A 26,116-nucleotide genomic window follows, 5' to 3' on the forward strand; every position below is an offset into this window, starting at 1 on the left:
TGCCGTATCTCAGGAGACCGCGTTTGAACCACACTATTGTTTATAGTCTTTTCATTATTGGATCCGTGCTGGTTGCGTCGAGTATCTTGCTCAGTTCCTTTTCGTCCCGATTGGGCATTCCTATCCTGGTGATTTTTCTGGCGCTGGGCATGCTGGCCGGCATTGACGGTATTGGCGGCATCGCATTTGATAACTATCCGGCGGCCTACCTGATCTCTAACCTTGCCCTGGCAATCATCCTGCTGGACGGCGGCATGCGCACCAAAGCCAGCTCCTTTAAGGTGGCGCTCGGACCGGCCTTATCACTGGCAACCGTAGGCGTGATCATTACGGCAGGCCTGACTGGCATGGTCGCGGCCTGGCTGTTCAGGCTCGATATGATGCAGGGCTTCCTGATTGGTGCGATTATCGGCTCCACCGACGCGGCAGCGGTATTTTCCCTGCTCGGTGACAAAGGTCTGAATGAACGTGTCAGTGCCACGCTGGAAATTGAGTCCGGCAGCAATGACCCAATGGCGGTGTTTCTGACCATTACGCTGATCGAAATGATTGAGCAGGGACGAACCGGTCTGGACTGGATGTTCGTGGTGCATCTGATTCAGCAGTTCGGTCTGGGGATTGTCCTCGGTCTGGGCGGTGGCTGGGCCCTGCAGCAACTGATTAACCGCATGAATCTGGCTCCCGGCCTGTATCCCTTACTGGCACTGAGCGGCGGCATTCTGGTCTTTGCGTTGACCACCGTGCTGGAAGGCAGCGGCATCCTCGCCGTCTATCTGTGCGGCTTCTTACTGGGTAACAGCCCTATCCGCAACCGTTTCGGCATTTTGCAGACCTTTGACGGTATGGCCTGGCTCAGCCAGATCGGCATGTTTATCGTACTGGGATTGTTAGTCACCCCCTCCGACCTCTGGCATATCGCTGTTCCGGCGATGATTCTGTCCCTGTGGTTAATTCTGGTAGCACGTCCGCTGTCGGTGTTTATCGGCCTGTTACCGTTCCGTGGCTTCACGGCGCGGGAGCGTATCTTTATCAGCTGGGTCGGTCTGCGCGGAGCAGTGCCGATTATCCTGGCCGTCTTCCCGATGATGGCCGGTCTGGAGAATGCCTCGCTCTATTTTAATATTGCGTTTTTCGTGGTGCTGGTTTCCCTGATGCTACAGGGCACCTCGCTGGGCTTTGCGGCGAAGAAAGCCAAAGTGGTGGTTCCGCCTACCGCCTCTCCGATTAGCCGTATCGGGCTGGATATTCATCCGGAGAATCCGTGGGAGCAGTTCGTCTATCAGCTCAGCGCCGACAAATGGTGCGTGGGCGCGGCGCTGCGGGATTTACAGATGCCACGTGAAACCCGTATCGCCGCACTGTTTCGGGATAACGTGTTAATGCACCCCAACGGCGCAACGCGTTTAAAAGAGAATGACGTGATTTGTGTGATTGGCCGTGAGCGCGATCTGCCTGCGCTGGGTAAAATGTTCAGTCAGTCGCCGCCTGTCTCGCTGGATCAACGTTTCTTCGGCGACTTTATTCTGGATGCCGACGCGCGACTTCATGATGTCGCGCAGATTTATGGCCTTGAACTCGACGAAGATACGAACGCGCAACAGTCGCTGGGTCAGTTGATGATGAGTATGTTAGGCGGGGCACCTGTGGTCGGTGACCAGATAGAATGGAATCAACTGACATGGACGGTGGCGGAGAAAGAAGATAATCATATTGTTAAAATTGGCGTACGCCCCAATGAAGACAAAGAATAATCTTATTTAAATAGCGCGGTTTAATTAGCTGAATTGCACTACGCTTTTATAACATTCAGTTAAAACGGGAGTTATCCATGAGTCACGTGGTTAAAATTGGTCGCTATGAAATTGTTGATGCGGAATTCAGCAGCGAAGACCCGGTGACGGTGAGTATTCCCTGCCACACCAATCCCGGCCTGAGTTATCAGCTTGACGGCTGGGATCAGGAAACCAGCGTACCGGCCTGGATCGACGGTAAAGAAGTGATATTAGCGATCGGTCATTACGATAAACAACAAGACCGCTGGGTATTAAAAAAACCCGCGTAAGCCCGGAGGATTACCGCCAGTCAGCCCGTTTGGCGGTAATTCCTAAAAATGGACCTGAATATCTCCGTGCATCACGCTTATCCCTGATACATTATTCTGCATATCAATAACTTAAACAAAACCCGCGCGATTATCCCCTGACTTTTTAAGAATTATTCCGTATTAACTCTGTCAAACATCTCCTGCATACTCTTCTCCAGTGCTGCATTTTTACGTGACTTGTCTCACGTTTAGAGAATCTGTTTTTTGCAGCGTCAATGGCTCTAATGACTGTAACAAACTGAAAACGTCCCGGTTTCGGGTTTTCAGTCGTTAACCCCTGAACGCGTACTTGATTCTGGTCAGGCCATCTTTTACTTCATTAAAGAGAGCAGGTTTTATGGCAAGTACAATTGTAATGAACAATGCGACTCGCTCGTGGAGCGGTCTTCGTAAAAATATTCTTGTAAAGCTTGCGTTGAGTTTTTCAGATCTCATTGCGCTGAATTTAGCGCTGTTTCTCTCTGCCGCGACCGTGCAGGGAATTTGGGGCGACCTTGATGCCTTTATTCCACCCCATCAAATTGAGAACCGTTTTATTGCGCAGTTTATTATGTCGGTGCTTTGCACCGGTTGGTTCTGGATGCGCCTGCGTCACTATACCTACCGCAAACCCTTTTGGTTTGAACTGAAAGAGATTGTTAAAACCCTCGTCGTGTTCTCTCTGCTGGATCTGGCGTTAATCGCCTTCTCCAAATGGGACTTCTCCCGCATGGTCTGGGTGTTCAGCTGGAGCTATGCCCTGCTGTTGCTGCCGTTAATGCGTGCAGGCGTGAAAAGCGCGATTAACCGGGCCGGACAATGGCAAAAAGAAACCATCATCATTGGCTCGGGCCGTAACGCTACCGAAGCTTACGCCGCATTACAAAGCGAGGAGATTCTCGGGTATAACGTTCAGGCGTTTATTTCCGTTGAAGACGCACCGCTGCAGCAGAGCGTTAATGGTGTGCCTGTTATCTCCGCCAACGATATTAACTGGCAGACCATCGACCGTGACAATGTGCAGTTCATTGTGGCAATGGAATACGAACAGCAGCCTGAGCGCGACCGCTGGCTGAAATTCTTGTCTAAAATGAACTGCCGTTCCGTGTCGGTTATCCCAACATTACGCGGTGTACCGCTTTACGGCACAGACATGTCCTTTATCTTCAGCCATGAAGTGATGATTCTGCGCGTCAGCAATAACCTGGCGAAGCATTCGTCACGCTTCCTGAAACGGGGATTTGATATTGTGGTAGCTTCGCTGCTGCTGCTCTTCCTGGCACCGGTTTTTGCCTTACTTTGCTATATGGTGAAGCGTGATGGCGGTAATGCCATTTATGGTCACGAGCGCGTGGGTCAGGATGGCAAGAAATTTAAATGTCTGAAGTTCCGTTCGATGGTCACCAATTCCAAAGAGGTGCTGGAAAACCTGCTGGCGACCAGCGAAGAAGCGCGTCGCGAATGGGACAAAGACTTCAAGCTGAAAAATGATCCGCGCATTACCCGCATCGGGGGCTTCCTGCGCAAAACCAGCCTGGATGAGTTACCTCAGCTCTGGAACGTGATTCGGGGTGAAATGAGCCTGGTCGGCCCACGTCCGGTTATCGAAGCGGAACTGGAACGTTATGCCGGCGACGTGGATTACTATCTGATGGCGAAGCCCGGGATGACCGGCCTGTGGCAGGTGAGCGGACGTAACGACATTGACTACGATACCCGTGTCTACTTTGATTCCTGGTATGTCAAAAACTGGGCGCTGTGGACGGATATTGCCATCCTGTTTAAAACAGCCGGTGTGGTATTACGCCGCGACGGCGCGTACTGATTTAGCCTGCGATGCCTGTTTCAGACAGGCATCGCTATTTCGCTGGTAATTCGCTTTCCTTTTGCTTTATTAATCATTACCCTCTTCCCTCGCTTTATCGTACGTTTACCCTCTGGTTGCTATGCAAAAATATACCCTGTTGCTGTTAAGCTTGGTGCTCCTGGCGCCTTTAGGCATCGATCTCTATTTACCCACGCTGCCGCAGATCGCAGAAGGTCTGTCAACACCGGTGACGCTGATACAAACAACGATCCCCCTTTTCCTGCTGATAATGGGACTGGGTCAGCTGGTGAGCGGCCCGCTGGTCGATAACTATGGGCGCAAACCTATTGCGCTGCTGGGCCTGACGCTCTACATAGCGGGCAGCGCCATTGCGGCCACCGCCACCTCCTTCCCGCTGTTCCTGCTGGCCCGCGTCGTACAGGGCTGTGCGGTATGTTGTAGTGCCGTCGTTGCGTTCAGCGGCGTACGCGACCGGTTAAGTGGTGATGATGCCGCCCGGGCTTATGGCTTTCTGAATGGCGCACTGAATATCGTGCCCGCACTGGCACCGTTGCTGGGTGGACTGCTGGCCAGCGCCTTTGACTGGCGCGCGCCCTTCTGGTTCCTGTGTACTTATGCCGCCGTCGTGATGCTGATGGTCATTATCTGGCTGCCGGAAACCCGTCCGGCCGATACGCTGCGTGTAAAAGGGCTTCCCGTTAATCAGTATGCCGCCATTTTACGTCAGCCGCGCTTTCTGGCCTTTGCCTTCGCGAATGCGGGCGCACTGGGCATGGTGCTGACGTATGTTTCACTGGCACCCCACATTCTGATGACCGAGGGCGGCCTGTCGCCTCTGGCATTCTCTTTTGCCTTTGGCGCGAATGGCTTTTGGATCATGCTGGTGAGCGTGGTGGTAAACAAGGCGATTCGTAAGGCGGGCAGGCCATTTTGCCTGGCGATGGGTTGCCTGACCATGCTACTGGGTGCTGGCCTGCTGCTGGCCGGTATGACACTGCTGCCTGACAGCCTGCAGTCACACTGGGCGCTGTATATGTTCCCGGTCGCCGTGGCCGTAGCCGGACTGGCCTTCACCGTCGGCCCGGCCACCAGCTATGCGCTGGAACCTTACCAACAGCAGGCTGGTGTCGCATCGGCGTTACAGGGTTTTATTCAGATGGCAGGCGGTGCAGCGGGGAGTTTGCTTATTGTCGCCCTGCCACTGGCAGAGAAAATGTCGCTGGCGTTGATGATGCTGCTGGGTGCAGCGCTGGCGTTCCTCGCCTGGCGCTGCAGTAAAAACATGCACAGCCGGATTACAGCGATTAAATAACGTTCACCGGAACACGTGGGGCCAGGGCACACATCAGCTCATAACCTACCGTTCCGGCCGCTTTTGCTACCTGATCGATTTTGACATTGTTTCCCCACAGCTCGACAGGTGAACCAATGCCCGCCTGTGGGCAGGGTGTTAAATCAACGGTAATCATATCCATCGACACCGCACCCACGACCTGCGTCAGCACGCCATCAACAAAAACCGGCGTCCCGTTGGGCGCATGGCGAGGATAACCATCGGCATAGCCACAGGCGACAACGCCTATTCGCTGCGGCTGGGATGCCCGGTAGCGATAGCCATAACCCACGCCATCTCCGGCCTGAAGCTGCTGCACACCAATGATTTCACTGGACAGGGTCATCACCGGCTGAAGTCCACTGCTGGCCACGTCCTGCCAGTCACCGCTGGGTGACGCACCATACAAAATGATCCCCGGTCGCACCCAGTCCCGGTGCGCCTCAGGATGCCACAGCGTACAGGCCGAATTGGACAGCGAGACCGGGCTGTCCAGCCCTTCGGTAGCGTCGGCGATTCGCTGTAGCGGCGCCACAATGCCTTCCGGATTTTCGGCATCAGCGAAATGCGCCATCAACGTAATATCCCCGACGTTTTCCAGCGCACGCAGTTTATGCCAGATGCCATTTACCTGTTCAGGGCGAAAGCCCAGTCGGTTCATACCGCTGTTTATCTTCAGGTAAATATCGACAGGCGCCGAGAGCGTCGCATTGGCCAGGGCATGAATCTGCCAGTTGCTGTGCACGCTGGTCGTCAGACGGTAACGATCGATTAAGGTCAGATCGTCAGGGTGAAAAAAGCCTTCAAGCAGCAGGATGGGTTTCTTCCACCCCTGCTCCCGCAGCAGAATGGCTTCTTCCATATTCAGTAACGCGAAGCCATCGGTGCTGGACAGACTTTCCCACACGCGGGCAATGCCATGGCCGTAGGCATTGGCTTTCACCACAGACCAGACACGTGATGCGGGGGCCGCACGACGCACAATGGCCAGGTTATGTCGCAACGCCTGTTGATTGATGGTTGCGACAATTGGACGTGACATACTTCCTCTCCCTGAAGGCTTAACGTGTAGCGTTAACGTTACGAAGCGGTGATCGGCTGGCCGCAAAACCAGGCAAATAACGGAAGACCGTGAGATCGTCCGATGCAATCGCTGGCGACGTGCCGGAAATGACATCAGCCAGTAACTGACCGGAGCCACAGGCCATTGTCCAGCCCAGTGTGCCGTGTCCGGTATTCAGATAAAGATTGGACAGCGGCGTCGCCCCGACAACCGGCGTACCGTCTGGCGTCATAGGACGCAGGCCTGTCCAGAAACTGGCCTGGCTGACATCACCCCCTTCAGGATAAAGATCTGTAACCACCATCTCCAGCGTTTCGCGACGCGCTTCAGGCAGTTTGGTGTTAAAACCCACAATTTCTGCCATACCGCCGACTCGAATACGGTTATCAAAACGTGTGACGGCCACTTTGTAGGTTTCGTCCAGGATGGTGGAGACGGGTGCCGCATCGGCATTCGTCACCGGAATCGTTAAGGAATAGCCTTTCAGAGGGTAGACCGGGATATCCACAATATTTTTCATCAACGCGGTGGACCAGGAGCCCAGCGCAACGACGTAGCTGTCGGCTTTAATCACCTCATCGCCGCACTTCACACCGTAAATCCGGTTACCGTCGCGCAGCAGCTGATCGATGGGTGTATTGAAGCGGAAGACCACACCGGCTTCCTCGGCCATTTTGGCTAGGCGCTGGGTAAAAAGCTGGCAGTCGCCGGTTTCATCATTTGGTAACCGCAGACCGCCGGTAAGTTTATGCTGCGTCGCCGCAAGGGCAGGCTCAACGCTGGCCAGCTGATGCGACTCCAGTAATTCATAGGGCACGCCGGCCTCGCGCAGAACGGCAATGTCTTTGCTTGCGCTCTCGAATTGCTGTTGCGTACGGAATAGCTGGAGCGTGCCGCCCTGTCGGCCTTCATAGGCAATGCCCGTTTCGGCGCGGAGGGCCTTCAGGCAATCGCGGCTGTATTCAGCAAGCCGGACCATGCGACTTTTATTCTGCTGGTAGTGCTGCATGTCACAGTTACGCAGCATATGCCACATCCACTCAAGCTGAAAGCGGCTGCCATCCAGCCGGATGGCCAGAGGCGCATGACGCTGAAACATCCATTTCATCGCCTTAAGCGGCACACCGGGTGCAGCCCAGGGCGCCGCATAGCCTGGCGAGATCTGCCCGGCATTTGCCGCGCTGGTTTCCATGGCGGGTTGAGGCTGACGATCGATCACGGTGACCTGATGGCCGGCGCGCGCCAGATACCACGCGCTGGTTACGCCCACAACGCCACTACCAAGAATAACTACGTGCATAAGTCCCCCGCGAAAATAAAAAGCATAATCCACTATTCACCGGTTAACATTCAGAGTGATCACAAAGTGGAAACATCCTTTACACAATCCATCCATTTCACCTCTTTTTGCGCCTACAGGTAACTAAAATCATTTCACGCCCTCAAATTCAGAGAATTATGCGTCCTTTATTAAAAAATCAGGCATAAATGACACCAGTTCTGGTTAATTATGCCTTTCACAGGAGAATCCTTCATAATCTCCCCCTCTGAAAAAAGTCAGAATTTAATGCTTAAAAGTGGTAGATATTCAGTGTGTAGAACTATTTAATCCCAGCGCGGTAAACCTGAAATGATTTTTCTGCCAAAGAATTCGTTTGAGTTCCCGGATCGGATAAGCGACAGTGAACTATCATTGATCTGTTCACTCAGTTTTTTTGGGTTCCTTTCTCAGGAAGAGCCTTAAATAAATCGTAACGGACAACGCGTCAGGGTGAGTCCGTTCGCCAAAACAGAGGTGCGCTATGACAACAATCTTTGACGATTCCATCATGGACAGCAAACGACTCAGCGACGGGCCCGACTGGACATTCGAGTTACTGGATGTCTATCTCGCTGAAATCGACCGCGTAGCGAAACACTACGGTCTGGATACCTACCCGCACCAAATTGAAGTGATTACCTCCGAGCAGATGATGGACGCCTACTCCAGCGTCGGTATGCCCATCAACTATTCGCACTGGTCGTTTGGCAAAAAATTTATTGAGACTGAGCAACGTTACAAGCATGGGCAGCAGGGCCTGGCTTATGAGATCGTGATTAACTCTAATCCCTGCATCGCCTATCTGATGGAAGAGAACACCATGACCATGCAGGCGCTGGTTATGGCGCACGCCTGCTATGGGCATAATTCCTTTTTCAAAAATAACTACCTCTTCCGCAGCTGGACCGATGCCAGTTCGATTGTGGATTACCTGTTATTTGCCAGAAATTACATTGCTGACTGCGAAGAGCGCTATGGCGTTGAAGAAGTGGAGCGCCTGCTCGATTCATGTCACGCCCTGATGAATTACGGTGTGGACCGCTATAAGCGTCCGCAAAAAATTTCCCTGCAGGAAGAGAAGGCCAGGCAAAAAAGCCGCGAAGAGTATCTGCGAAGCCAGGTCAATACCTTATGGCGCACCTTACCGCGGCGTGAAAAAGAAGCCGCGCATTTTGAAGCGGCGCGCTATCCTTCTGAACCGCAGGAAAACCTGCTCTACTTTATGGAAAAGAACGCGCCGCTACTGGAGCCGTGGCAGCGTGAAATTCTGCGCATTGTGCGTAAGGTGAGCCAGTATTTTTATCCGCAGAAACAAACTCAGGTGATGAATGAAGGCTGGGCGACCTTCTGGCATTACACCATCCTGAATCACCTCTATGATGAAGGCAAAGTGTCAGAACGCTTTATGATGGAGTTCCTGCACAGCCACACCAACGTAATCTATCAACCGCCCTACAACAGCCAGTGGTACAGCGGTATCAATCCGTATGCGCTGGGCTTTGCCATGTTCCAGGATATTAAACGTATTTGTCAGTCGCCGACGGAAGAGGATCGCTACTGGTTCCCGGATATTGCCGGTTCTGACTGGCTGAAAACCCTGCATTTCGCAATGCGTGAATTTAAAGATGAAAGCTTTATCAGTCAGTTCCTGTCGCCTAAGGTCATGCGTGACTTCCGGCTGTTCACTGTGCTGGACGACGACCGCAACAATTATCTGGAAATCGCCGCGATCCACGACGAGTCCGGCTATCGGGCCATTCGGCAGCAGCTTTCGGCACAGTACAACCTGAGTAATCTGGAGCCCAATATTCAGGTTTACAATGTGGACTTACGGGGTGATCGTTCCCTGACGCTGCGCTACGTGCCACAAAGCCGTGCACCACTCGATAAGAGCCGTCGGGAGGTGCTTAAGCACGTGCACCGCCTGTGGGGCTTTGATGTGATTCTGGAACAGCAGAATGAAGATGGCAGCGTCGAACTGCTGGATCGCAATCCGCCGCGCAATGTTCCCCTCTAAAACAGGCATAAAAAAAACCGGACGCGCAGTCCGGTTTTTTTTAGCGCTTAGCGCCTAAGTCGTTCGGCATACTCTTTTGCATCGAATGCCAGATATCTCCACTCTGGCGTCCGTAATGCCGGACACACTCCACGATTTCATCCTGAGTGGGCTGTTTGTCACACAGGTCGAGCAGTGTCAGATAAAACTCGCGGGCGACTTTACGGGCTTCCGGATTGGAGAAATAGTGCCGCCCAACGCGCGTATACAGCCCTTTCAACCCATTCAGGATCAGGCCATAAATCGGATTGCCCGAGGCGAACGCCAGGCCGCGAAACACCCGATAATCGAGTTCCGTGTAGCTGTCCACCTGATCGTTGGTTTGCGCGACGGCCTGCAGCACCTCACGCGCCTTCTCAGGATAGTGGCGCAGCGCGCGGCTGATAAAGATAGAAGAAATATTGGTGCGCACCGACAACAGGTTATCGATCAAAGCCGGTACACTATCGTGGTCCAGACGCGCCAGGGTTTCCAGAATGTTCAGACCCGACGTTTCCCAGAAATCGTTAACGCGCGTGGGCTTGCCATGCTGAATGGTTAACCAGCCGTCTCGCGCCAGGCGTTGTAACACTTCACGTAACGTTGTACGCGTTACGCCAATCAGTTCAGAAAGCTCACGTTCGGCAGGAAGGATCGATCCGGGTGGAAAACGGCTGTTCCAGATGCTTTCAATAATATACTCTTCAGCAAATCCGGCTGGACTCTGCGCCTTAATAACCATAACTGTGTGTTCTCATTGCTTTCTGGATCGTAATGGGCACTCATCATACCAGAGCGCCTATAGCGGATATAGCCTTGTCAACGATTAAAAATGCGGTTCAGCACAAAAATAAGACAGATTACCGTGCTGCGCCATTCGTGCGAGGATGCCTTAGGTTAAGCCCTGAAAACCGCCTCGGGCAGCAGCGCGTTGATGAATAATCCGCCGAATGAGGCAGAAGGTGCCAGCCGCATTCGCAAACAAACAAAGAATTAATCTGGATCAGGGCCAGGTTAGGTTTGCACACGATTTTTTCTTACCACAGGATGGCGCGCCGCGTCTTTTGGTTTACACTGCGGGGCATTAACGTTTACAGGGAATGCACTATGTTGCGATATTTAAACCAATGTTCGCGGGGTCGCGGTGCCTGGTTATTATTGGCCCTTTCCGCTCTGGCGTTGGAACTGACAGCATTATGGTTTCAGCATGGTCTGGGCTATAAACCCTGCGTCATGTGTATTTACGTGCGTTGCGCGCTTTTTGGCGTGATGGGCGCAGGCATCCTTGGCTTCCTGATGCCACGTTCGCCGGTGAGACTGGTGGCGATTGTGTTATGGATATACAGCGCATGGGAAGGCCTGAGACTTTCTTACGAACACACCATGATCCTGCTGCATCCGAATCCCTTTGTAACCTGTGACTTTGCCGCCCGCTTCCCCGCCTGGTTGCCGCTGGATAAATGGTTGCCATCGGTATTTGTCGCCAGCGGCGATTGTTCGGAACAGGCCTGGCGCTTCTTATCACTCGCCATGCCACAGTGGATGATCGGCATCTTCGCGGCTTATCTGCTGGTGGGTGTGCTGGTGTTGCTTGCTCAGCCGTTTAAACCTAAACGCCGCGACTTATTCGGTCGTTAATCCGTTAAAAGGCTGCCAGGGGCAGCCTTTATCGTCAGGACTTAGCCATTCCGGTCAGGGCGATCGATAATATGATCTTCCCAGTCGCGCACTTCACTTTCCCGCACTGCAATGTAACGTACAGAAATTCGCTGCGCATGCATCGCATTTTTTGAGCCCGTCAGCAGCGGATGCCAGGCAGGCAGCGGCTTCCCCTCGCCCAGTAAACGGTAGGCACAGGTGCGCGGTAACCAGTCAAAGGTGGTCAGATTTTCGCGCGTCAGCTTGATACAGTCTTCTTCATATTCAAAGCGACGCGCATAGTTACGGCACTGGCAGGTTTTGATGTTGAGCTGATTACAGGCGACATTGGTGAAATAAATTTCATCCGTGTCCGCGTCCTGAAGTTTGTTCAGACAACACTGACCACAACCATCACACAAGGATTCCCATTCCTCATCGCTCATTTGTGCCAGGCGTTTGTGTTGCCAGAAAGGGGTTTCAGTCATGATGATTGTCCAGATTTAGCGTAAACCGCACCTTATAAAGCGATCAGCACGCTGATGCAAGTTTTACAGCACGCGCGTACTGATTCCGTGACCGGCAAAGGAGACTTCCAGCGTGTCGCCTGACCGCATTGGGCCCACCCCTTCTGGCGTACCGGTCAAAATGACGTCGCCAGCATGTAGCGTAAAATACTGACTCATATGGGCAATCAGCGGCAGGATTTTGTGAATCATATCTGACGTATTGCCATCCTGACGGACTTCCCCGTTTACCACCAGCTTCAGATCGGTATTCTGGGGATCGCCCGCAAACTCCGCGACCGGTATGAAACCTGACAGCGGACAGGCGTTATCAAACGCTTTTGCTTTTTCCCAGGGTTGTCCGGCTTTTTTTAAGCCCGCCTGCAGATCGCGCAGCGTCAAATCCAGCGCCACACCATAACCGGCAATGGCTTTCGCCACGTGCGCTTCGCTGGCCTGTTTTAGCGTGGTGCCGATCAACACCGCCAGCTCGACTTCATGATGCACTTCACCAAACGCATCAGGAATGGACAAAGGCTGCCGCAGATCGCACAAGGCCGACGCCGGTTTAATAAAGATAACCGGTTCGGTCGGCGTCGCACTGCCCATTTCTTTAATGTGTTTCGCATAGTTGCTGCCCACGCAAACCACTTTGCTGACGGGATAATCTAACAAAGCGCCTTGCCAGTTACGATGCTGATACATGCTAATCCCCTGTTTCATGATGCCGGACGGTCAGTCTTCGACGATTAAAAAGCATACAGGGCAGCACCGCACAGCGCTCCCCTGCGTAGCCATTGCGATGATTTAACCTGACAGATGCGCAGGAATTGTCAACCTGCCCACCAGGCTATTTGTGCGTCAGTACAGGAAAACGCGGTGCGGCAGGTTACCGGGGAGGGGAAAACAGCGGCGCTGCACAATTAATATTCAGCGCGGGTGCAAAATATAAATTTGCCGTTCACTGCCGCACATCAATAATATTAACGGAACAATCCGAGTTAATCTTTTTTGTCCGCCTCAAGATGGGTTTTTAACAAACTTTCAATCGGCGGAGGAATTTGCAAATAATATCCCTGCTCGCTTAACCCCTGCTTAACTTTATTGATGTCGGCGTTGGCCAGCTTGTCGCGTTGGGCAAGGTTAGTCACCATGGCCAACTGCGGTTTACCAAAGCCTTTCAACAGCGCGTCAGGCACGCGCGAAAAATCGTCTTTTTTTTCAACATAAAGATAAGTCTGGTCACGGACGGGACTTCTGTAGATCACACAAAACATATTTTTTACTCGAATTAACCCGCGCTGAGGCTTGTTTGAATATAGCGCTAACTATAACATGCTTGCAGTACTTCGAATATTCGCCGATCGCGCTTTAACGATGCTTTTATCATCGCTTAGCACAGGGTAGTAAAACAGGACTGAGTCGGGACAGATGCCGCAATCGCCAATCGAATTTAAGGGAAGCAGTTTTACCTTGTCTGTTGTTCATTTGCATCACCATGAGCCAGAGGTGATCCGCAAAGCGCTTCAGGACAAAATTGACCAGGCACCCGATTTCCTGAAAAACGCACCAGTGGTGCTGAATGTTGCGGCACTCAGTGCCGCCGTAAACTGGAAACAGATGCTGCAGGCGGTAAGCGCTACGGGACTGCGTATTGTCGGTGTCAGTGGCTGCAAAGACGAGGCGTTGAAAAAGCTGATCGCCCGCGCCGGTCTGCCGGTGCTGGCAGAGGGGAAAGAGAGCCAGAAACGTGAGGAGCCAAAACCTGAACTCAAACTGGTTGCTGCGGAACCTCTGGCCGCGAAGACACGCATCGTCAATACACCGGTCCGTTCAGGCCAGCAAATCTATGCCCGTAATGCGGATTTGATTGTGACCAGTAGCGTCAGTGCCGGTGCAGAACTGGTCGCTGACGGCAATATCCATATTTACGGCATGATGCGTGGTCGGGCGCTGGCAGGCGCCAGCGGCGACAGAGAATGCCAGATTTTTTGTACCAACCTGTCCGCAGAGTTGGTTTCTATCGCCGGGGAGTACTGGATTATGGATCAGATCCCCGAAGAATATTTTGCTAAAGCAGCGCGGCTTTGCCTTCAGGATGGCGCGCTGACTATCCAGACACTTAATTAGGCCCCTTTTCTTTCGTTAAGGAAATCAATATTTATGGCACGCATTATTGTAGTTACATCCGGTAAAGGGGGCGTTGGTAAGACCACGTCAAGCGCGGCCATCGCCACCGGTTTAGCGCAGAAAGGCAAGAAAACGGTTGTCATCGACTTTGATATCGGCCTGCGTAACCTTGATTTGATCATGGGCTGCGAGCGCCGGGTTGTTTATGATTTCGTGAATGTTATTCAGGGTGATGCCACGCTGAATCAGGCCCTGATCCGCGACAAGCGCACTGAGCAGCTGTATATTTTGCCTGCCTCACAAACCCGTGACAAAGACGCGCTGACCCGCGAAGGCGTCGAGAAAGTCCTGAATGATCTTGCGGAGATGGAGTTCGATTTTATTGTTTGTGACTCCCCTGCGGGCATTGAAACCGGTGCGTTAATGGCGCTCTATTTTGCCGATGAAGCCATCATCACCACTAACCCGGAAGTCTCTTCGGTTCGCGACTCTGACCGTATTCTCGGTATCATTTCGTCCAAATCACGCCGTGCGGAAACCAGCCAGGAGCCGGTTAAAGAGCATCTGCTGCTGACCCGCTATAACCCGGGTCGTGTTAACCGTGGCGATATGCTGAGCATGGAAGATGTGCTGGAAATTCTGCGCATACCGCTGGTCGGCGTCATCCCGGAAGACCAGTCTGTGCTGCGTGCCTCAAACCAGGGTGAACCCGTGATTCTGGACGCGGAGTCCGATGCGGGTAAAGCCTATGCCGATACCGTTGAACGGTTGCTCGGTGAAGTTCGCCCCTTCCGCTTTATTGAAGAAGAGAAGAAGGGTTTCCTGAAACGCCTGTTCGGGGGATAAACCATGGCATTACTCGATTTCTTTTTATCCCGGAAGAAGAACACTGCCAACATAGCCAAGGAACGGCTGCAGATTATTGTGGCAGAACGGAGAAGGGGCGACAGTGAGCCCCACTATCTTCCGCAACTCAAGCGCGACATTCTGGACGTGATTTGCAAGTACGTGAAGATTGATCCGGACATGGTGACAGTTCAGCTTGATCAGAAAGGAGATGATATCTCGATTCTGGAACTGAACGTCACCTTACCTGAAACGGAAGACGTAACGAAATGACGCGTCTGGTTTCCTGAGATTCCCCTGCGCAGTAGCAGGGGAATTTTTTTATATCTCGGCAAGTATCTCGCTAATGCCGGGTTTCAGAAGCGCACCGCGCCAGCCTGCCAGCAGTTCGGGCTCACGGTTCTGTGGCTTTAATCCCCAGTGCTGACTCAACACCTGATTAATCTGTCGACGTGATGCCAGCAGTTCCTGGCTTAATCCGCTCTGTTCACTGACCTGCTGTACCAGTGCTTTAATCGCTTTAAAAGCCCGTTTGTAATGCACGTGATCCACCAGATTCGCTAACGGCGGTGGTAACGCACTGTCCTCCAGCGCGGCGGCTTCAGCAACCCGCGCCAGCATTGCCCTGCCGTGGAAACGGATCTCGTGGCCGGACAGGCCCAGATGGTCTAACTCTCCTTGCGAGCCCGGCATAAAGCGCGCCACTTTCCACAGGTTTTCTTCACGCACCACAAAATTGACCGCCATGTCTTTTTCGCGGGCAACGTTAAGCCGCCATGCCGCCAGGCGCTGCAGCGCGGCCAGTTGACGCGGACGCAGTTGCCAGGCGTTGGTGATGTCCCGCCATGCGTCCTCGGGATCAAGCACATCTAAACGGCGCTGACACAGGTTTTCACATTCGCTCAGTGCCGCCGTCACGTTCCCCACCTGTTCCACCTGCGCCATCAGCTGATGCGCAATGGGCAGCAGGTAATGCACATCCGCTGCGGCGTACTGACACTGCCGCTCAGTCAGCGGACGGGCCAGCCAGTCGGTCCGGGCTTCACTTTTGTCTAATTCTACCTGAGTGAAATGCGCCACCATTGAGGCAAAACCCCAGGAAAGTGGCTGACCGCTGAACGCCGCCAGAATCTGTGTATCGATCATGGGCTGTGGCAGTACCCCAAAGCGGTGCAGGAACACTTCCAGATCTTCCCCCCCGGCGTGCAAAAATTTGGTCACGCGGGTATCCGTTAAGAGCGCAATAAACGGTGACCAGTCACGGACAGGTAACGGATCGATCAGGACTAACTGCTCGCCATCAAACAGCTGGATTAACCCCAGCTGAGGATAGTAGGTCCGGGTACGGACAAATTCGGTATCCAGGGCGACAGCCGTATGCTGGCGTGCTTTTTGACACACCTCGGCCAGGTGATCATCGTTATCGATCAGAGAATAGTTCACGTTCAGTTTCCACCGCAGCTGACAACGTGCGGTGCTCCATGTTAAAAGCAATAAAAACGCCGGACAGTGCCGGCGTTCAACCTGAATCCTGACGGCGAATCAGCTTGCGCTGGTTTTCACCTCGTCGCGCAGTTCACGACGCAGAATTTTTCCTACATTCGTTTTAGGCAGTTCATCACGAAACTCAACAATCCTGGGCACTTTGTAGCCTGTCAGTTGACGGCGACAATGGTCCAGCAGCTCTTCTTTGGTCAGCGACTGATCTTTCTTGACCACACAAACCTTCACCGCTTCACCGGACAACTCACTCGGCACACCAATGGCTGCCGCTTCACGCACTTTCGGATGCTGCATCAGGACATCTTCTATCTCATTAGGATAGACGTTGAAGCCCGAAACCAGAATCATATCCTTTTTGCGGTCAACGATGCGGATAAATCCTTCGTGATCAACGGTAACAATATCGCCGCTGTGGAGCCAGCCATTTTTCAGGACCTCTGCCGTGGCCTCCGGATGCTGCCAGTAACCCAGCATTACCTGCGGCCCACGAATGCATAACTCGCCGGGCTCACCAGTGGGGACTTCATTACCGTTTTCATCCAGAATAATGACATCCGTTGAGGGAACCGGCAAACCAATACTGCCGGTGTGGCAGTTAATGTCGTAGGGATTAACCGACACCAGTGGGGAACATTCCGTCAGCCCATAGCCTTCCAGCAGATAGTGCCCGGTCAGTTTTTCCCAACGTTCCGCCACTGCTTTTTGCACCGCCATCCCCCCGCCCGCGGACAGACGTAACGTCGAGAAATCAAGTTTGTTAAAATTATCGTCGTTGAGTAAGGCATTGAACAGCGTGTTCACGCCGGTTATCGCCGTGAAAGGATACTTCGCCATTTCTTTCACAAAAGCGGGAATGTCGCGCGGATTGGTGATCAATACGTTTTGCCCACCCAGTTCCACAAACAGCAAGCCGTTCACGGTCAGCGCAAAGATATGGTAGAGCGGCAAGGCCGTCACGACGCACTCTTTGCCGTCGCGGAGTAACTTGCCATACGTCGCCTTGGTCTGCTCAAGGTTTGCCTGCATGTTTCGGTGCGTCAGCATCGCACCTTTCGCGACGCCGGTCGTCCCGCCCGTGTATTGCAGGAATGCCAAATCATCATTACTGACCTGTGGACGTCGATACGGCATTGACGCGCCCGTTTCCAGCACATGGCGAAACGATATCGCCCCCGGCAAATGATACTTGGGCACCAGCCGCTTCACATACTTCACCACAAAATTCACCAGCGTGGCTTTTACCGGTGCCAGTTGATCCCCCATCCGGGTCAGCACCACATGTTTGACCGCCGTCTCAGCGACGACTTTTTCCAGCGTATGTGCAAAGTTCGACACGATGACGATCGCACTGGCACCGCTGTCATTTAGCTGATGCTTCAGTTCACGCGGGGTATAAAGCGGATTGACGTTAACCACGACCATGCCGGCCCGGAGCACACCAAACAGCGCGACCGGGTATTGCAGCAGGTTCGGCATCATGAGCGCGACGCGCGCGCCCGGTTGTAACCTGAGTTCGTGTTGCAAATATGCCGCAAACGCCCGGCTTTTCTCATCCAGTTGGCGATAGGTCATTTTTTGACCCATGTTGTAAAATGCGGGCTGTCCGGCGTAACGCACGACAGCCTGCTCAAATAAATCGACCAGAGACGTATAACGATCAGCATTAATTTCGGCAGGGACGTCTGCCGGGTAGCGTTTCAGCCAAACCTTATTCAAGGATTCACCCCGATAATCTTGTTGTGTACTCATCGCCGCCTCAACAATCGTATTTGTTAACAATATTTTAACTGATTGTACCAGTTTGCTCTTATTGGCATGTTGAGGTTGCGAAGCCCATCACTAAATTTCGTGTTGGTTAACGATGCAAATAAAAAGCCCGGTTGCGAGCACCGCGACCGGGCCTGTTCAAAACGGATGTCACACTATTGCGTGAGGATGGTCTCGACCTGAGCCGGACCGGGGTTGTACATGCCCCAGTAAGGATTCGGACCCCAGTAACCACCACGATGGCGCGTGGGGCCATACCAGATCCAGGGTTCGAGAGGCTCTGGCGGTGACACGATCTGACGGGTCAAATGCCAGCGCTGGTAACCCCGAACGTCAACGACCACAAACGAGTAGTTTGCTTCGCCGATTTTACCGGGCTCCGTTCCCTTAATCGTGCCGAGAACGGTGACGTACTGGTCTTTGACATCCGTCGGGTCAACAAAACCGGGAATGTCGGCATAGATACGCCCTACCGAGCTGGCCCCCAGCACCGGGCGCGCGCCGTCATCCAGCGGCTGGGTCGCAATTTCCAGCCGGGTTTTGCCATTGCGGTTAATTACGTTGACCACTTTACCGCCAAAGCGCGACTCCTGGCCGACATAGAGGGCCGGATTGCTCATCACCCGCAGTAAATCCTGCTGGGGCAACGCTGAGTTACCTTTAATCGTATCCGGTACGGAAACACAACCACTTAACACCAGGGCGCAGACCAACATCACACCGGCAACGCCTCTACGACACATTGACATAGACATTCTCCTGAAGGTTGATGTTTAGAGTGCCCCGATAACAATAAGTTGCGTTGCCTGTCAGCGGCCCGGCAGTTTTTTCCATGCCACTTCATTACGCAGATAGGTTGGCTCTGCCTGTTCGGGCAACACGGTTTGCCCCTGTGCTAAGGCGCGCGCCGCCAGGGGCAACATGTCCTCAGCCGCTGGCAGCAAAACGCCGCTGTCTTTGAGCTGGAGTGCATGGCCCTGCTGCAGTACCGGCCAGGCCTGCCATCCGGTACCGGCGGTATACCACTCCCCGATCAGCGCCTGCATGCGCTCCAACGCGGCCTCGGGCGTAAGCACGCTTTCCGTTGCTTCACCTTGCCAGATACCGTCCTCATCGCGCTGATATTCTGCCCAGTACACTTCACCCATGCGCGCATCAATTGCGGTGAGTACCCGACAGGCACCGTGCTGACGCCAGGCGCCCTGCGCCAGCGTGGCCAGGGTGGAAATACCCGCCATCGGTAACGCCGCGCCGAGTGCCAGCCCCTGGGCAATACCAATCCCGATACGCACGCCCGTAAAACTGCCGGGCCCGCGACCAAAGGCCAGCACATCGAGTTCGGTGAGTTCCAGTTGCTGAGCCTGCAGCAGCTCGGCGACCAGCGGCAAAATGCGCTGTGTGTGATCGCGCGGCGCAATTTCAAAACGTGCGTCACTCTCTTGCCCGTTAAGCAATGCCGCAGAACAGGCTTCTGTCGCTGTATCCAGCGCTAAAATTCGGACCGACATATCGACCTCTGAAGATTCAAAACGGCGCGCATCTTAGCACACAATTACGCGCCAGGTTGCTGATGAATAAAGGCAATAGCTTGCGCAAGATCACGCGTGCGTGGTGTGGGCGGCAGACTGCTCAGAAAAAGTGCGCCGTAGGGCCGTGACACCAGCCGCTGGTCGCAGATAACCAGAACGCCGCGGTCGTCCGTATCACGAATCAACCGGCCCACGCCCTGTTTCAGCGTAATCACGGCATCCGGCAGTTGCACATCGCTGAAGGGATCGCCGCCCCGGATGCGGCAATCTTCCATCCGGGCCTTAAGCAGCGGATCCTCTGGCGACGTAAACGGCAGCTTATCGATAATGACCAGCGACAGCGCATCTCCCCGCACATCCACGCCTTCCCAGAAGCTGCTGGTCGCCACCAGCAAGGCATTCCCTTTATCGATAAACTCTTTGAGCAACTGTCCTTTGCTGGTTTCGCCCTGCACCAGCACCGGCAATGTCATGGAGGCCCGGAACTCGGCGGCCAGCTCACGCATCATCAGATGAGAAGTGCATAAAAAGAAGCAGCGGCCTTTGTTCGCCTCGATCAGCGGCTTCATCATTTTTGCCAGCTGACGCGCGCCACCGGGGCGATTGGGCTCAGGCAGATTGCGTGGCACACACAGCAGCGCCTGCCGCGCATAGTCAAACGGGCTGTTGAGAATCAGGTTTTTTGCCTGACTGACGCCCAGTCGCTCGGCAAAGTGATCCATCTTTTCATCTACAGCCAGGGTGGCAGAGGTAAAAATCCAGGCCGCTTTACGGTTATCCATGACCTCGCGGAAACGTTCGGCAACCGACAAAGGCGTCAGCGCCAGCACAAAGTGACGCGATGTACATTCATACCAGTAGCTAAAGCCCGGTTCGCTGATGGCACGAATCCGTTTCAGTCGCGTGCGATAGAGCGCCGCGCGCTCAAAGGCCGCATCCAGCAGGGCAGAACGCCCAAGCGAAAGTTTGATCACGTCGTAACAGAGTTCCAGCGCATCATCCAGCAGCGTAAACATGCGCATGATGTTGTTATCGCTGAGGAGGTCGCGCAGGTTGCCGCGGTAGCCCGGTTCTCCCAGCGTCAGGCGAAAGTCCTGGGCACACTGGGCCAGACGGTCAGCGGATTTTTGCAACTGCTGAACGTCCCGCACTTCCGTGCGGTAGGCGATAATGATGTCTTTGGCGAGATCGGCTAACTGACGACTCGACAGCTGCTGACCAAAATACTGACTGGCGATATCCGGCAGTTGGTGCGCTTCATCAAAAATCATGACGTCCGCTTCAGGGATCAGTTCCCCGAATCCGCCCTCTTTTACCACCAGATCGGCCAGGAAAAGATGGTGGTTGACCACGACGACATCGGCGTCCATCGCTTTTTTACGTGCTTTAACGACGAAACAGTCTTTATAAAGGGGGCAGTCGCTGCCCAGACAGTTGTCGTTGGTGCTGGTAACCAGCGGCCAGAGCGGACTGTCTTCGGTGACGCCGGCACAGGTACTGATATCGCCATCCGGGGTTTGCGAGGCCCAGCTGCGGAGCGTGACAAAATCCGTGAGAGCCTGAACGCTCATATCGGCCCCGGTCGCGGACTGCTGCTCCATACGCTCCAGGCACAGATAGTTTGACCGGCCTTTAAGCAGCGCAGTTTTACCGGTAAACGTAAGCGCTTTCGCAATGGTGGGAAGATCGCGCGCGTAGAGCTGATCCTGCAGGGCTTTTGAGCCCGTTGACACGATCACCTTTTTCTTCGCCCGCAGCGCCGGAGCAAGATAAGCGTAGGTTTTACCGGTGCCGGTCCCCGCTTCGACGACCAGTTCACCCTGATTCTGTACCGCCTCGGTGACCGCCTGCGCCATTTCACGCTGGGCCTCACGCGGTTTAAAGCCCGCAATGCCTTTTGCCAGCGCGCCATCAATTGCAAAATCGTCTGCCACGTACCCTCTCAATTATGGCCGAAAACACTGTATATTATGTCAGCATTGCAGCCCCGAAGGAAATCACAAACGGCAGCATTCTGCATGAAGTCTGCTGACCCGATGCGTTCAGTCAGTCTGACGGGCCAGGCCGCCCGTTATCGTCACGGGCTGATGTAGAGCGCACCCGCAACCAGTATCGCCATCAGGACGACAAGCGTAAAAAAACCGTGTTTTGCGGTACGCGACATACCGACAAACGTGGCGATCACAATAAACAGCAGCGTCAGTGCCCCGAACATTACCCAAAAGAGATAGTGCGTATTGGCCATGCGTTAATCCTGATTGTTCTGAACAAGTAAGCGACGCTTTATACCACTTTTCGCTGACGGTTGCGCGACTGACGGCGACCGTCTTCTGCAAGGGATGACAATCGTACCGGGAATATGTCAGGCTAGACGTTCAGAAAATCAGGAGAAGAAAATGAGCATTACGCGCGTTGATCCCGAACACCGTATGTCCGAAGCCGTTATTCATAACGACACCATTTATTACACCAGTGTGCCCGAAAACCTCGACGCTGATGCCGAGGCGCAAACGGCTAATGCGTTAGCGGTGATCGATGCCCTGCTGACGCGCGTAGGCAGCGACAAAAGCAAAATCCTTGACGCTACCATTTTTCTGGTCGACAAGGCGGATTTTGCCGCGATGAATCGCGCCTGGGATGCGTGGGTTTCACCCGATAACGCCCCGGTTCGCTGTACGGTCCAGGCCGGGTTGATGAATCCGAAGTATAAAGTTGAAATAAAAATTATCGCGGCCCGCTGATCCCGAGGCCCCGGGCGTCAGCCTTCATCGTCCTCTTCGAAGCGCGCCCGGATCATTTCACCTGTATGGCTTTCACGTATCTCCTGTGCCACAACGGTAATCGCTTCACCGCTGGACATCCCTTCGGCCATTAACTGTTGAATGCGCTCTACGGCGCGCTGCTGCTGATCGTGTGAGAGTGCGGGTAATCCTGTCATCATCATTTTCTCCTGTTAAGGGCTGTCATTATTTCATGGGGAACAAACAGGTGCCAGTCAGGGAAAAATATGTCAGTCTAACGGCCTTACTGATGTCAAATTTCGTGCTCAATGATCGTTCAAACTCATAACCTGTGTTATTCGCCCGACGCTATCACCCACTATTTTTCACGCATTGCGCATTTACCCTGGGCGATGCTGCTTTCGTCCGGCCAGGCCAGTCACAGTGATAACCGTTTTGATATTTTGACGGCGGACCCGCTTACCACCCTGACAACCCGTGGCAGCATAACAGAAATTCAGCAGGGCGATCGCGTTGAAACGCGTACTGACGATCCGCTCTCCTTATTACAACAGCAGTGTGATGCGCTGGGCGCTAAGCCACCGCGTCACCCCGATTTGCCCTTTCAGGGCGGGGCGCTGGGGCTGTTTGGCTATGATCTGGGGCGACGCTTTGAAACGCTGCCCGACACCGCCCTTCACGATCTGACTACGGCAGACATGGCCGTGGGCATCTATAACTGGGCACTGATTGCCGACCATCACCTCGGTAAACTCACCCTGGTCGCCCTGGACGATATCGCCTCGCGCCTTGCCTGGCTGGAAAACTGGCCCGAACGTGACGCGGCGGCGTTTTCCCTTACCAGTGACTGGCGATCAAACCTCAGCATAGACGACTACGCGGAACGTTTTAATAAGGTACAGGCCTATATTCAGGCCGGTGACTGCTATCAGGTCAATCTGGCACAGCGCTTCAGCGCCAGCTATCAGGGGGATGAATGGCGGGCATTTTGTATGCTCAACCAGGCCAATCGCGCCCCGTTCAGCGCATTTTTGCGCCTGCCCGACAGCGCCATTCTGAGCCTGTCTCCCGAGCGCTTCCTGGCACTGGATCAGCAGGTTATCACCACCCGTCCCATCAAGGGTACGCGTCCGCGTGCGGCCGATCCTGAGGCGGATGCGGCCCAGGCTGAAAGTCTGCGCACGGCGGCGAAGGACCGCGCAGAAAACCTGATGATAGTCGACCTGCTGCGCAACGATATCGGTCGGGTCGCCGTCGCGGGCTCCGTGCACGTGCCCGAACTGTTTGTGGTCGAGCCGTTCCCGGCAGTCCATCATCTGGTCAGCACTATTCAGGCCACGTTGCCGGATCATCTTCATGCCTGCGATCTGCTGCGTGCCTGTTTTCCCGGCGGCTCGATTACCGGTGCGCCTAAAATTCGCGCCATGACGATCATTGATGAACTGGAGCCTCACCGCCGCAATGCCTGGTGCGGCAGCATTGGTTATCTCAGTGTCTGCGGCAGAATGGATACCAGCATCACCATTCGTACGCTGATTGCTGAGCGTCAGCATCTTTACTGCGCTGCGGGCGGCGGCCTGGTCGCCGACAGTGATATGGCCTCGGAATATCAGGAAACGCTGGATAAGGTCAGTCGCATTCTGCCTGCACTGGAAAAAGGAGCCTGAATGGCGCTGACGCTGGCTGATTTTCGCACCCGTTTTCTCCTGCAGCAGCCGCTGCATAACGCCCAGCCGCTGTCGGGGCGACATGCCGCTGTGTTAATCCCCGTCGTTGCCCGTCAACAGCCCGGCTTGCTGCTGACGCAACGTTCGCACGCCTTACGTAAACATGCCGGTCAGGTGGCCTTTCCCGGCGGGATGCAGGATCACGACGACAGCTCACTGGTGGCGACAGCGCTGCGAGAAGCGCAGGAGGAAGTGGGCATCGCACCCGATCGGGTTGAGGTGCTCGGCTGCCTGCCTCCGGTGACCAGCAGCACAGGTTTTCAGGTCACACCGGTGGTCGGCATTGTGCCTGCAACCCTCGAATTGCGCCTTAATCCTGACGAGGTTCAGAGCGCCTTCGAAATGCCCCTGACCGAAGCGCTTCGTCTTAGCCGCTACGCCGAACTTGACTATTATCGTGCCGGCATTCGCCACCCGGTGTGGCTTTCCCATTATCAGGGCTATCTGGTGTGGGGAATGACAGCAGGCATTATTCGTGCCCTGAGCCAGCAAATTGCATTTTAGTTGAGGGCGAGCCCATTTCTGCGTCTGAATTCAGCCTTTTGCGCCATGTCACACTATAATTTTTTCTGGTGGAGTTAATTAGTTTATTTCATGCGAAAAGCAGCACGTTTACCCTGCCTCGCCGTTTACTATTAGCGCCATTAACTGCCACGGCAGTCTGCAAGTTTTTGTGAGGAGTGTCACCCATGATTTCGGTTTTTGACATGTTTAAAGTGGGCATCGGCCCATCCAGCTCTCATACGGTCGGTCCGATGAAAGCGGGTAAACAGTTTGTGGAGTTGTTGTCTGAACAAGGCAAGCTGCATGAGGTGACACGCATAGCGGTCGATGTCTATGGTTCCCTGTCGCTGACCGGTAAAGGTCACCATACGGATATAGCGATTATTATGGGCTTAGCCGGCGAATCGCCTGACAGCGTCGATATCGACGCCATCCCCGCGTTTATTAAGGATGTGCAACAACGTGAACGCCTGCCCCTTGCCAAAGGCGCGCATGAAGTCGATTTTCCGCGTGAAGGCGGCATGGTGTTCCGCAGCGAAAATCTCTCCCTGCACGAAAATGGCTTGCGCCTGCTGGCGTTCTCCGGCGACCTGCTGGTGCTGTCTAAAACCTATTACTCTGTCGGCGGCGGCTTTATTGTCGATGAAGAGCATTTTGGTCAGTCGGCCCTGGACGAAGTCACGGTGCCCTGGCCCTTCCACTCGGCCAAAGAACTGCTGGCCCACTGTCGCGAGACCGGACTTTCCCTGTCCGGGCTGGTGATGAAAAACGAGCTGGCACTGCACTCACGTGAAGAGATCAATGCGTATTTTGCGACCATCTGGCAAACCATGCAGGCCTGTATTGACCGCGGTCTGAATACTGAAGGTGTGCTGCCCGGGCCGTTGCGGGTACCGCGCCGGGCGGCGTCACTGCGGCGTTTGCTGATCTCCTCAGCCAAACACTCTAACGATCCGATGGTGGTGATTGACTGGATCAACATGTTTGCGTTGGCGGTTAATGAAGAGAACGCGGCGGGCGGTCGGGTGGTGACCGCACCGACCAACGGAGCCTGCGGTATCGTCCCCGCCGTCCTAGCTTACTATGATCACTTCATTGAACCCGTCACGCCCGACATTTTTATTCGCTATTTCCTCGCCTCCGGTGCCATTGGCATTTTGTATAAAATGAATGCCTCTATTTCCGGCGCGGAGGTCGGTTGTCAGGGGGAAATCGGCGTTGCCTGCTCAATGGCTGCTGCAGGTCTGGCCGAACTGCTGGGCGCCAGCCCTGAGCAGGTGTGCGTGGCCGCCGAAATCGGGATGGAACATAATCTGGGTTTGACCTGCGATCCGGTTGCCGGCCAGGTTCAGGTGCCCTGTATCGAACGTAACGCAATCGCCTCGGTGAAAGCGATCAACGCGGCACGTATGGCCCTGCGCCGTACCAGCGAACCGCGCGTCTCACTGGATAAGGTCATTGAAACCATGTACGAGACCGGCAAAGACATGAACGCGAAATACCGCGAGACATCACGGGGCGGACTGGCGATAAAAGTTCAATGTGACTAATCATTCAGTCTG

At 54.1% G+C, this 26,116-nt stretch carries 26 protein-coding genes; 13 read left to right on the forward strand and 13 right to left on the reverse strand.

The features are described from left to right. The first annotated feature begins 23 nt into the window (after positions 1–23). From RAC65_RS02930 to RAC65_RS02945, 4 genes are all read left to right on the forward strand, one after another. Positions 24–1,751, forward strand: a complete 1,728-nt coding sequence (locus tag RAC65_RS02930; protein WP_033741886.1) for a potassium/proton antiporter — start codon at positions 24–26, stop codon at positions 1,749–1,751. Between the two features lie 77 nt (positions 1,752–1,828). Continuing rightward, a complete protein-coding gene (locus tag RAC65_RS02935; protein WP_033741887.1) occupies positions 1,829–2,062 on the forward strand; it encodes a DUF1480 family protein in 234 nt (77 codons plus the stop codon). 379 nt (positions 2,063–2,441) lie between these two features. After that, positions 2,442–3,908, forward strand: coding sequence for an undecaprenyl-phosphate galactose phosphotransferase WbaP (gene wbaP / locus RAC65_RS02940; RefSeq protein WP_033741889.1), 1,467 nt, complete (start codon positions 2,442–2,444; stop codon positions 3,906–3,908). 121 nt (positions 3,909–4,029) lie between these two features. Next, complete coding sequence (locus tag RAC65_RS02945) at positions 4,030–5,223, forward strand: multidrug effflux MFS transporter (RefSeq protein WP_033741891.1); 1,194 nt, start codon at positions 4,030–4,032, stop codon at positions 5,221–5,223. Here RAC65_RS02945 and dadX read toward each other — a convergent pair. Both dadX and RAC65_RS02955 read right to left on the reverse strand, forming a co-directional pair. After that, positions 5,216–6,286: a catabolic alanine racemase DadX gene (gene dadX, locus RAC65_RS02950; RefSeq protein WP_325990804.1), complete on the reverse strand. Its 1,071-nt coding sequence runs from the start codon at positions 6,284–6,286 to the stop codon at positions 5,216–5,218. The two genes, RAC65_RS02945 and dadX, sit on opposite strands and share 8 nt — an antisense overlap. Positions 6,287–6,305: 19 nt before the next feature. Further along, positions 6,306–7,607 (reverse strand): D-amino acid dehydrogenase, encoded by a 1,302-nt coding sequence (locus RAC65_RS02955; RefSeq protein WP_006119433.1) that lies wholly within the window; start codon positions 7,605–7,607, stop codon positions 6,306–6,308. Between the two features lie 502 nt (positions 7,608–8,109). Between RAC65_RS02955 and RAC65_RS02960 the strand changes: the two genes are divergently transcribed. Then, positions 8,110–9,645, forward strand: a complete 1,536-nt coding sequence (locus RAC65_RS02960; RefSeq protein ID WP_375096329.1) for a SpoVR family protein — start codon at positions 8,110–8,112, stop codon at positions 9,643–9,645. A gap of 40 nt (positions 9,646–9,685) precedes the next feature. Here RAC65_RS02960 and fadR read toward each other — a convergent pair whose 3' ends face one another. Next, positions 9,686–10,405, reverse strand: coding sequence for a fatty acid metabolism transcriptional regulator FadR (gene fadR / locus RAC65_RS02965; RefSeq protein ID WP_375096330.1), 720 nt, complete (start codon positions 10,403–10,405; stop codon positions 9,686–9,688). Positions 10,406–10,770: 365 nt separating this feature from the next. Between fadR and dsbB the strand changes: the two genes are divergently transcribed. Continuing rightward, entirely contained in the window at positions 10,771–11,301 is a 531-nt protein-coding gene (gene dsbB / locus RAC65_RS02970; protein ID WP_039343052.1) for a disulfide bond formation protein DsbB, read from the forward strand. A gap of 41 nt (positions 11,302–11,342) precedes the next feature. On the opposite strand, the gene RAC65_RS02975 is transcribed toward dsbB, so the two are convergent. The 3 genes from RAC65_RS02975 to RAC65_RS02985 all read right to left on the reverse strand — a co-directional run bounded on the left by RAC65_RS02975 (position 11,343) and on the right by RAC65_RS02985 (position 13,084). Further along, positions 11,343–11,789: a YcgN family cysteine cluster protein gene (locus tag RAC65_RS02975; protein WP_033741898.1), complete on the reverse strand. Its 447-nt coding sequence runs from the start codon at positions 11,787–11,789 to the stop codon at positions 11,343–11,345. A 63-nt stretch (positions 11,790–11,852) separates the two neighbouring features. After that, positions 11,853–12,512: a fumarylacetoacetate hydrolase family protein gene (locus tag RAC65_RS02980; RefSeq protein ID WP_058701812.1), complete on the reverse strand. Its 660-nt coding sequence runs from the start codon at positions 12,510–12,512 to the stop codon at positions 11,853–11,855. Between the two features lie 296 nt (positions 12,513–12,808). Then, positions 12,809–13,084: a YcgL domain-containing protein gene (locus RAC65_RS02985; RefSeq protein ID WP_375096331.1), complete on the reverse strand. Its 276-nt coding sequence runs from the start codon at positions 13,082–13,084 to the stop codon at positions 12,809–12,811. 154 nt (positions 13,085–13,238) lie between these two features. On the opposite strand from RAC65_RS02985, the gene minC reads away from it, so the two are divergent. From minC to minE, 3 genes are read left to right on the forward strand one after another with little or no spacing between them, the layout of a single operon-like run. Then, on the forward strand, positions 13,239–13,937 hold the full coding sequence (minC, locus tag RAC65_RS02990) for a septum site-determining protein MinC (RefSeq protein WP_375096332.1): 699 nt from the start codon (positions 13,239–13,241) through the stop codon (positions 13,935–13,937). Positions 13,938–13,970: 33 nt separating this feature from the next. Next, positions 13,971–14,783 carry a septum site-determining protein MinD gene (gene minD / locus RAC65_RS02995; RefSeq protein ID WP_006119445.1) on the forward strand — a complete coding sequence of 271 codons (813 nt, stop codon included), beginning with the start codon at positions 13,971–13,973 and terminating at the stop codon, positions 14,781–14,783. Between the two features lie 3 nt (positions 14,784–14,786). Then, entirely contained in the window at positions 14,787–15,056 is a 270-nt protein-coding gene (gene minE, locus RAC65_RS03000) for a cell division topological specificity factor MinE (protein ID WP_006119446.1), read from the forward strand. A gap of 48 nt (positions 15,057–15,104) precedes the next feature. Here the strand turns inward: minE and rnd are convergent, their stop codons facing one another. The 6 genes from rnd to RAC65_RS03030 form a co-directional block, all read right to left on the reverse strand. Next, the gene (rnd, locus tag RAC65_RS03005) at positions 15,105–16,226 is read right to left on the reverse strand and encodes a ribonuclease D (RefSeq protein ID WP_033741901.1); all 1,122 of its coding nucleotides are present in this window, start codon (positions 16,224–16,226) and stop codon (positions 15,105–15,107) included. Between the two features lie 99 nt (positions 16,227–16,325). Next, complete coding sequence (gene fadD / locus RAC65_RS03010; protein WP_152999658.1) at positions 16,326–18,002, reverse strand: long-chain-fatty-acid--CoA ligase FadD; 1,677 nt, start codon at positions 18,000–18,002, stop codon at positions 16,326–16,328. Between the two features lie 206 nt (positions 18,003–18,208). Next, positions 18,209–18,802 carry a Slp family lipoprotein gene (locus RAC65_RS03015; RefSeq protein ID WP_375096333.1) on the reverse strand — a complete coding sequence of 198 codons (594 nt, stop codon included), beginning with the start codon at positions 18,800–18,802 and terminating at the stop codon, positions 18,209–18,211. A gap of 60 nt (positions 18,803–18,862) precedes the next feature. Further along, complete coding sequence (tsaB, locus tag RAC65_RS03020; protein WP_375096334.1) at positions 18,863–19,561, reverse strand: tRNA (adenosine(37)-N6)-threonylcarbamoyltransferase complex dimerization subunit type 1 TsaB; 699 nt, start codon at positions 19,559–19,561, stop codon at positions 18,863–18,865. Positions 19,562–19,605: 44 nt separating this feature from the next. Then, positions 19,606–21,516 carry an ATP-dependent DNA helicase gene (locus tag RAC65_RS03025; RefSeq protein ID WP_110267436.1) on the reverse strand — a complete coding sequence of 637 codons (1,911 nt, stop codon included), beginning with the start codon at positions 21,514–21,516 and terminating at the stop codon, positions 19,606–19,608. A 143-nt stretch (positions 21,517–21,659) separates the two neighbouring features. Continuing rightward, a complete protein-coding gene (locus RAC65_RS03030; RefSeq protein WP_006119453.1) occupies positions 21,660–21,827 on the reverse strand; it encodes a hypothetical protein in 168 nt (55 codons plus the stop codon). Positions 21,828–21,978: 151 nt separating this feature from the next. On the opposite strand from RAC65_RS03030, the gene RAC65_RS03035 reads away from it, so the two are divergent. Beyond that, positions 21,979–22,323, forward strand: coding sequence for a RidA family protein (locus tag RAC65_RS03035; RefSeq protein WP_006119454.1), 345 nt, complete (start codon positions 21,979–21,981; stop codon positions 22,321–22,323). 17 nt (positions 22,324–22,340) lie between these two features. Here RAC65_RS03035 and RAC65_RS03040 read toward each other — a convergent pair whose 3' ends face one another. Then, entirely contained in the window at positions 22,341–22,523 is a 183-nt protein-coding gene (locus tag RAC65_RS03040; protein ID WP_006119456.1) for a YoaH family protein, read from the reverse strand. A gap of 108 nt (positions 22,524–22,631) precedes the next feature. Here RAC65_RS03040 and pabB point away from each other — a divergent pair, with 108 nt between their 5' ends. The 3 genes from pabB to RAC65_RS03055 all read left to right on the forward strand — a co-directional run bounded on the left by pabB (position 22,632) and on the right by RAC65_RS03055 (position 26,104). After that, positions 22,632–23,990 carry an aminodeoxychorismate synthase component 1 gene (gene pabB / locus RAC65_RS03045; RefSeq protein WP_058701807.1) on the forward strand — a complete coding sequence of 453 codons (1,359 nt, stop codon included), beginning with the start codon at positions 22,632–22,634 and terminating at the stop codon, positions 23,988–23,990. Then, positions 23,991–24,554, forward strand: a complete 564-nt coding sequence (locus RAC65_RS03050; protein ID WP_006119458.1) for a CoA pyrophosphatase — start codon at positions 23,991–23,993, stop codon at positions 24,552–24,554. It begins immediately after the preceding gene. Positions 24,555–24,739: 185 nt separating this feature from the next. Continuing rightward, positions 24,740–26,104 carry an L-serine ammonia-lyase gene (locus tag RAC65_RS03055; protein ID WP_375096335.1) on the forward strand — a complete coding sequence of 455 codons (1,365 nt, stop codon included), beginning with the start codon at positions 24,740–24,742 and terminating at the stop codon, positions 26,102–26,104. The last annotated feature ends 12 nt before the right edge of the window (positions 26,105–26,116 follow it).

Origin of the sequence: Pantoea sp. BS_8 (genome assembly GCF_041954965.1) — a bacterium.
In the GTDB taxonomy this organism is placed as follows: Bacteria; Pseudomonadota; Gammaproteobacteria; order Enterobacterales; family Enterobacteriaceae; genus Pantoea; species Pantoea stewartii.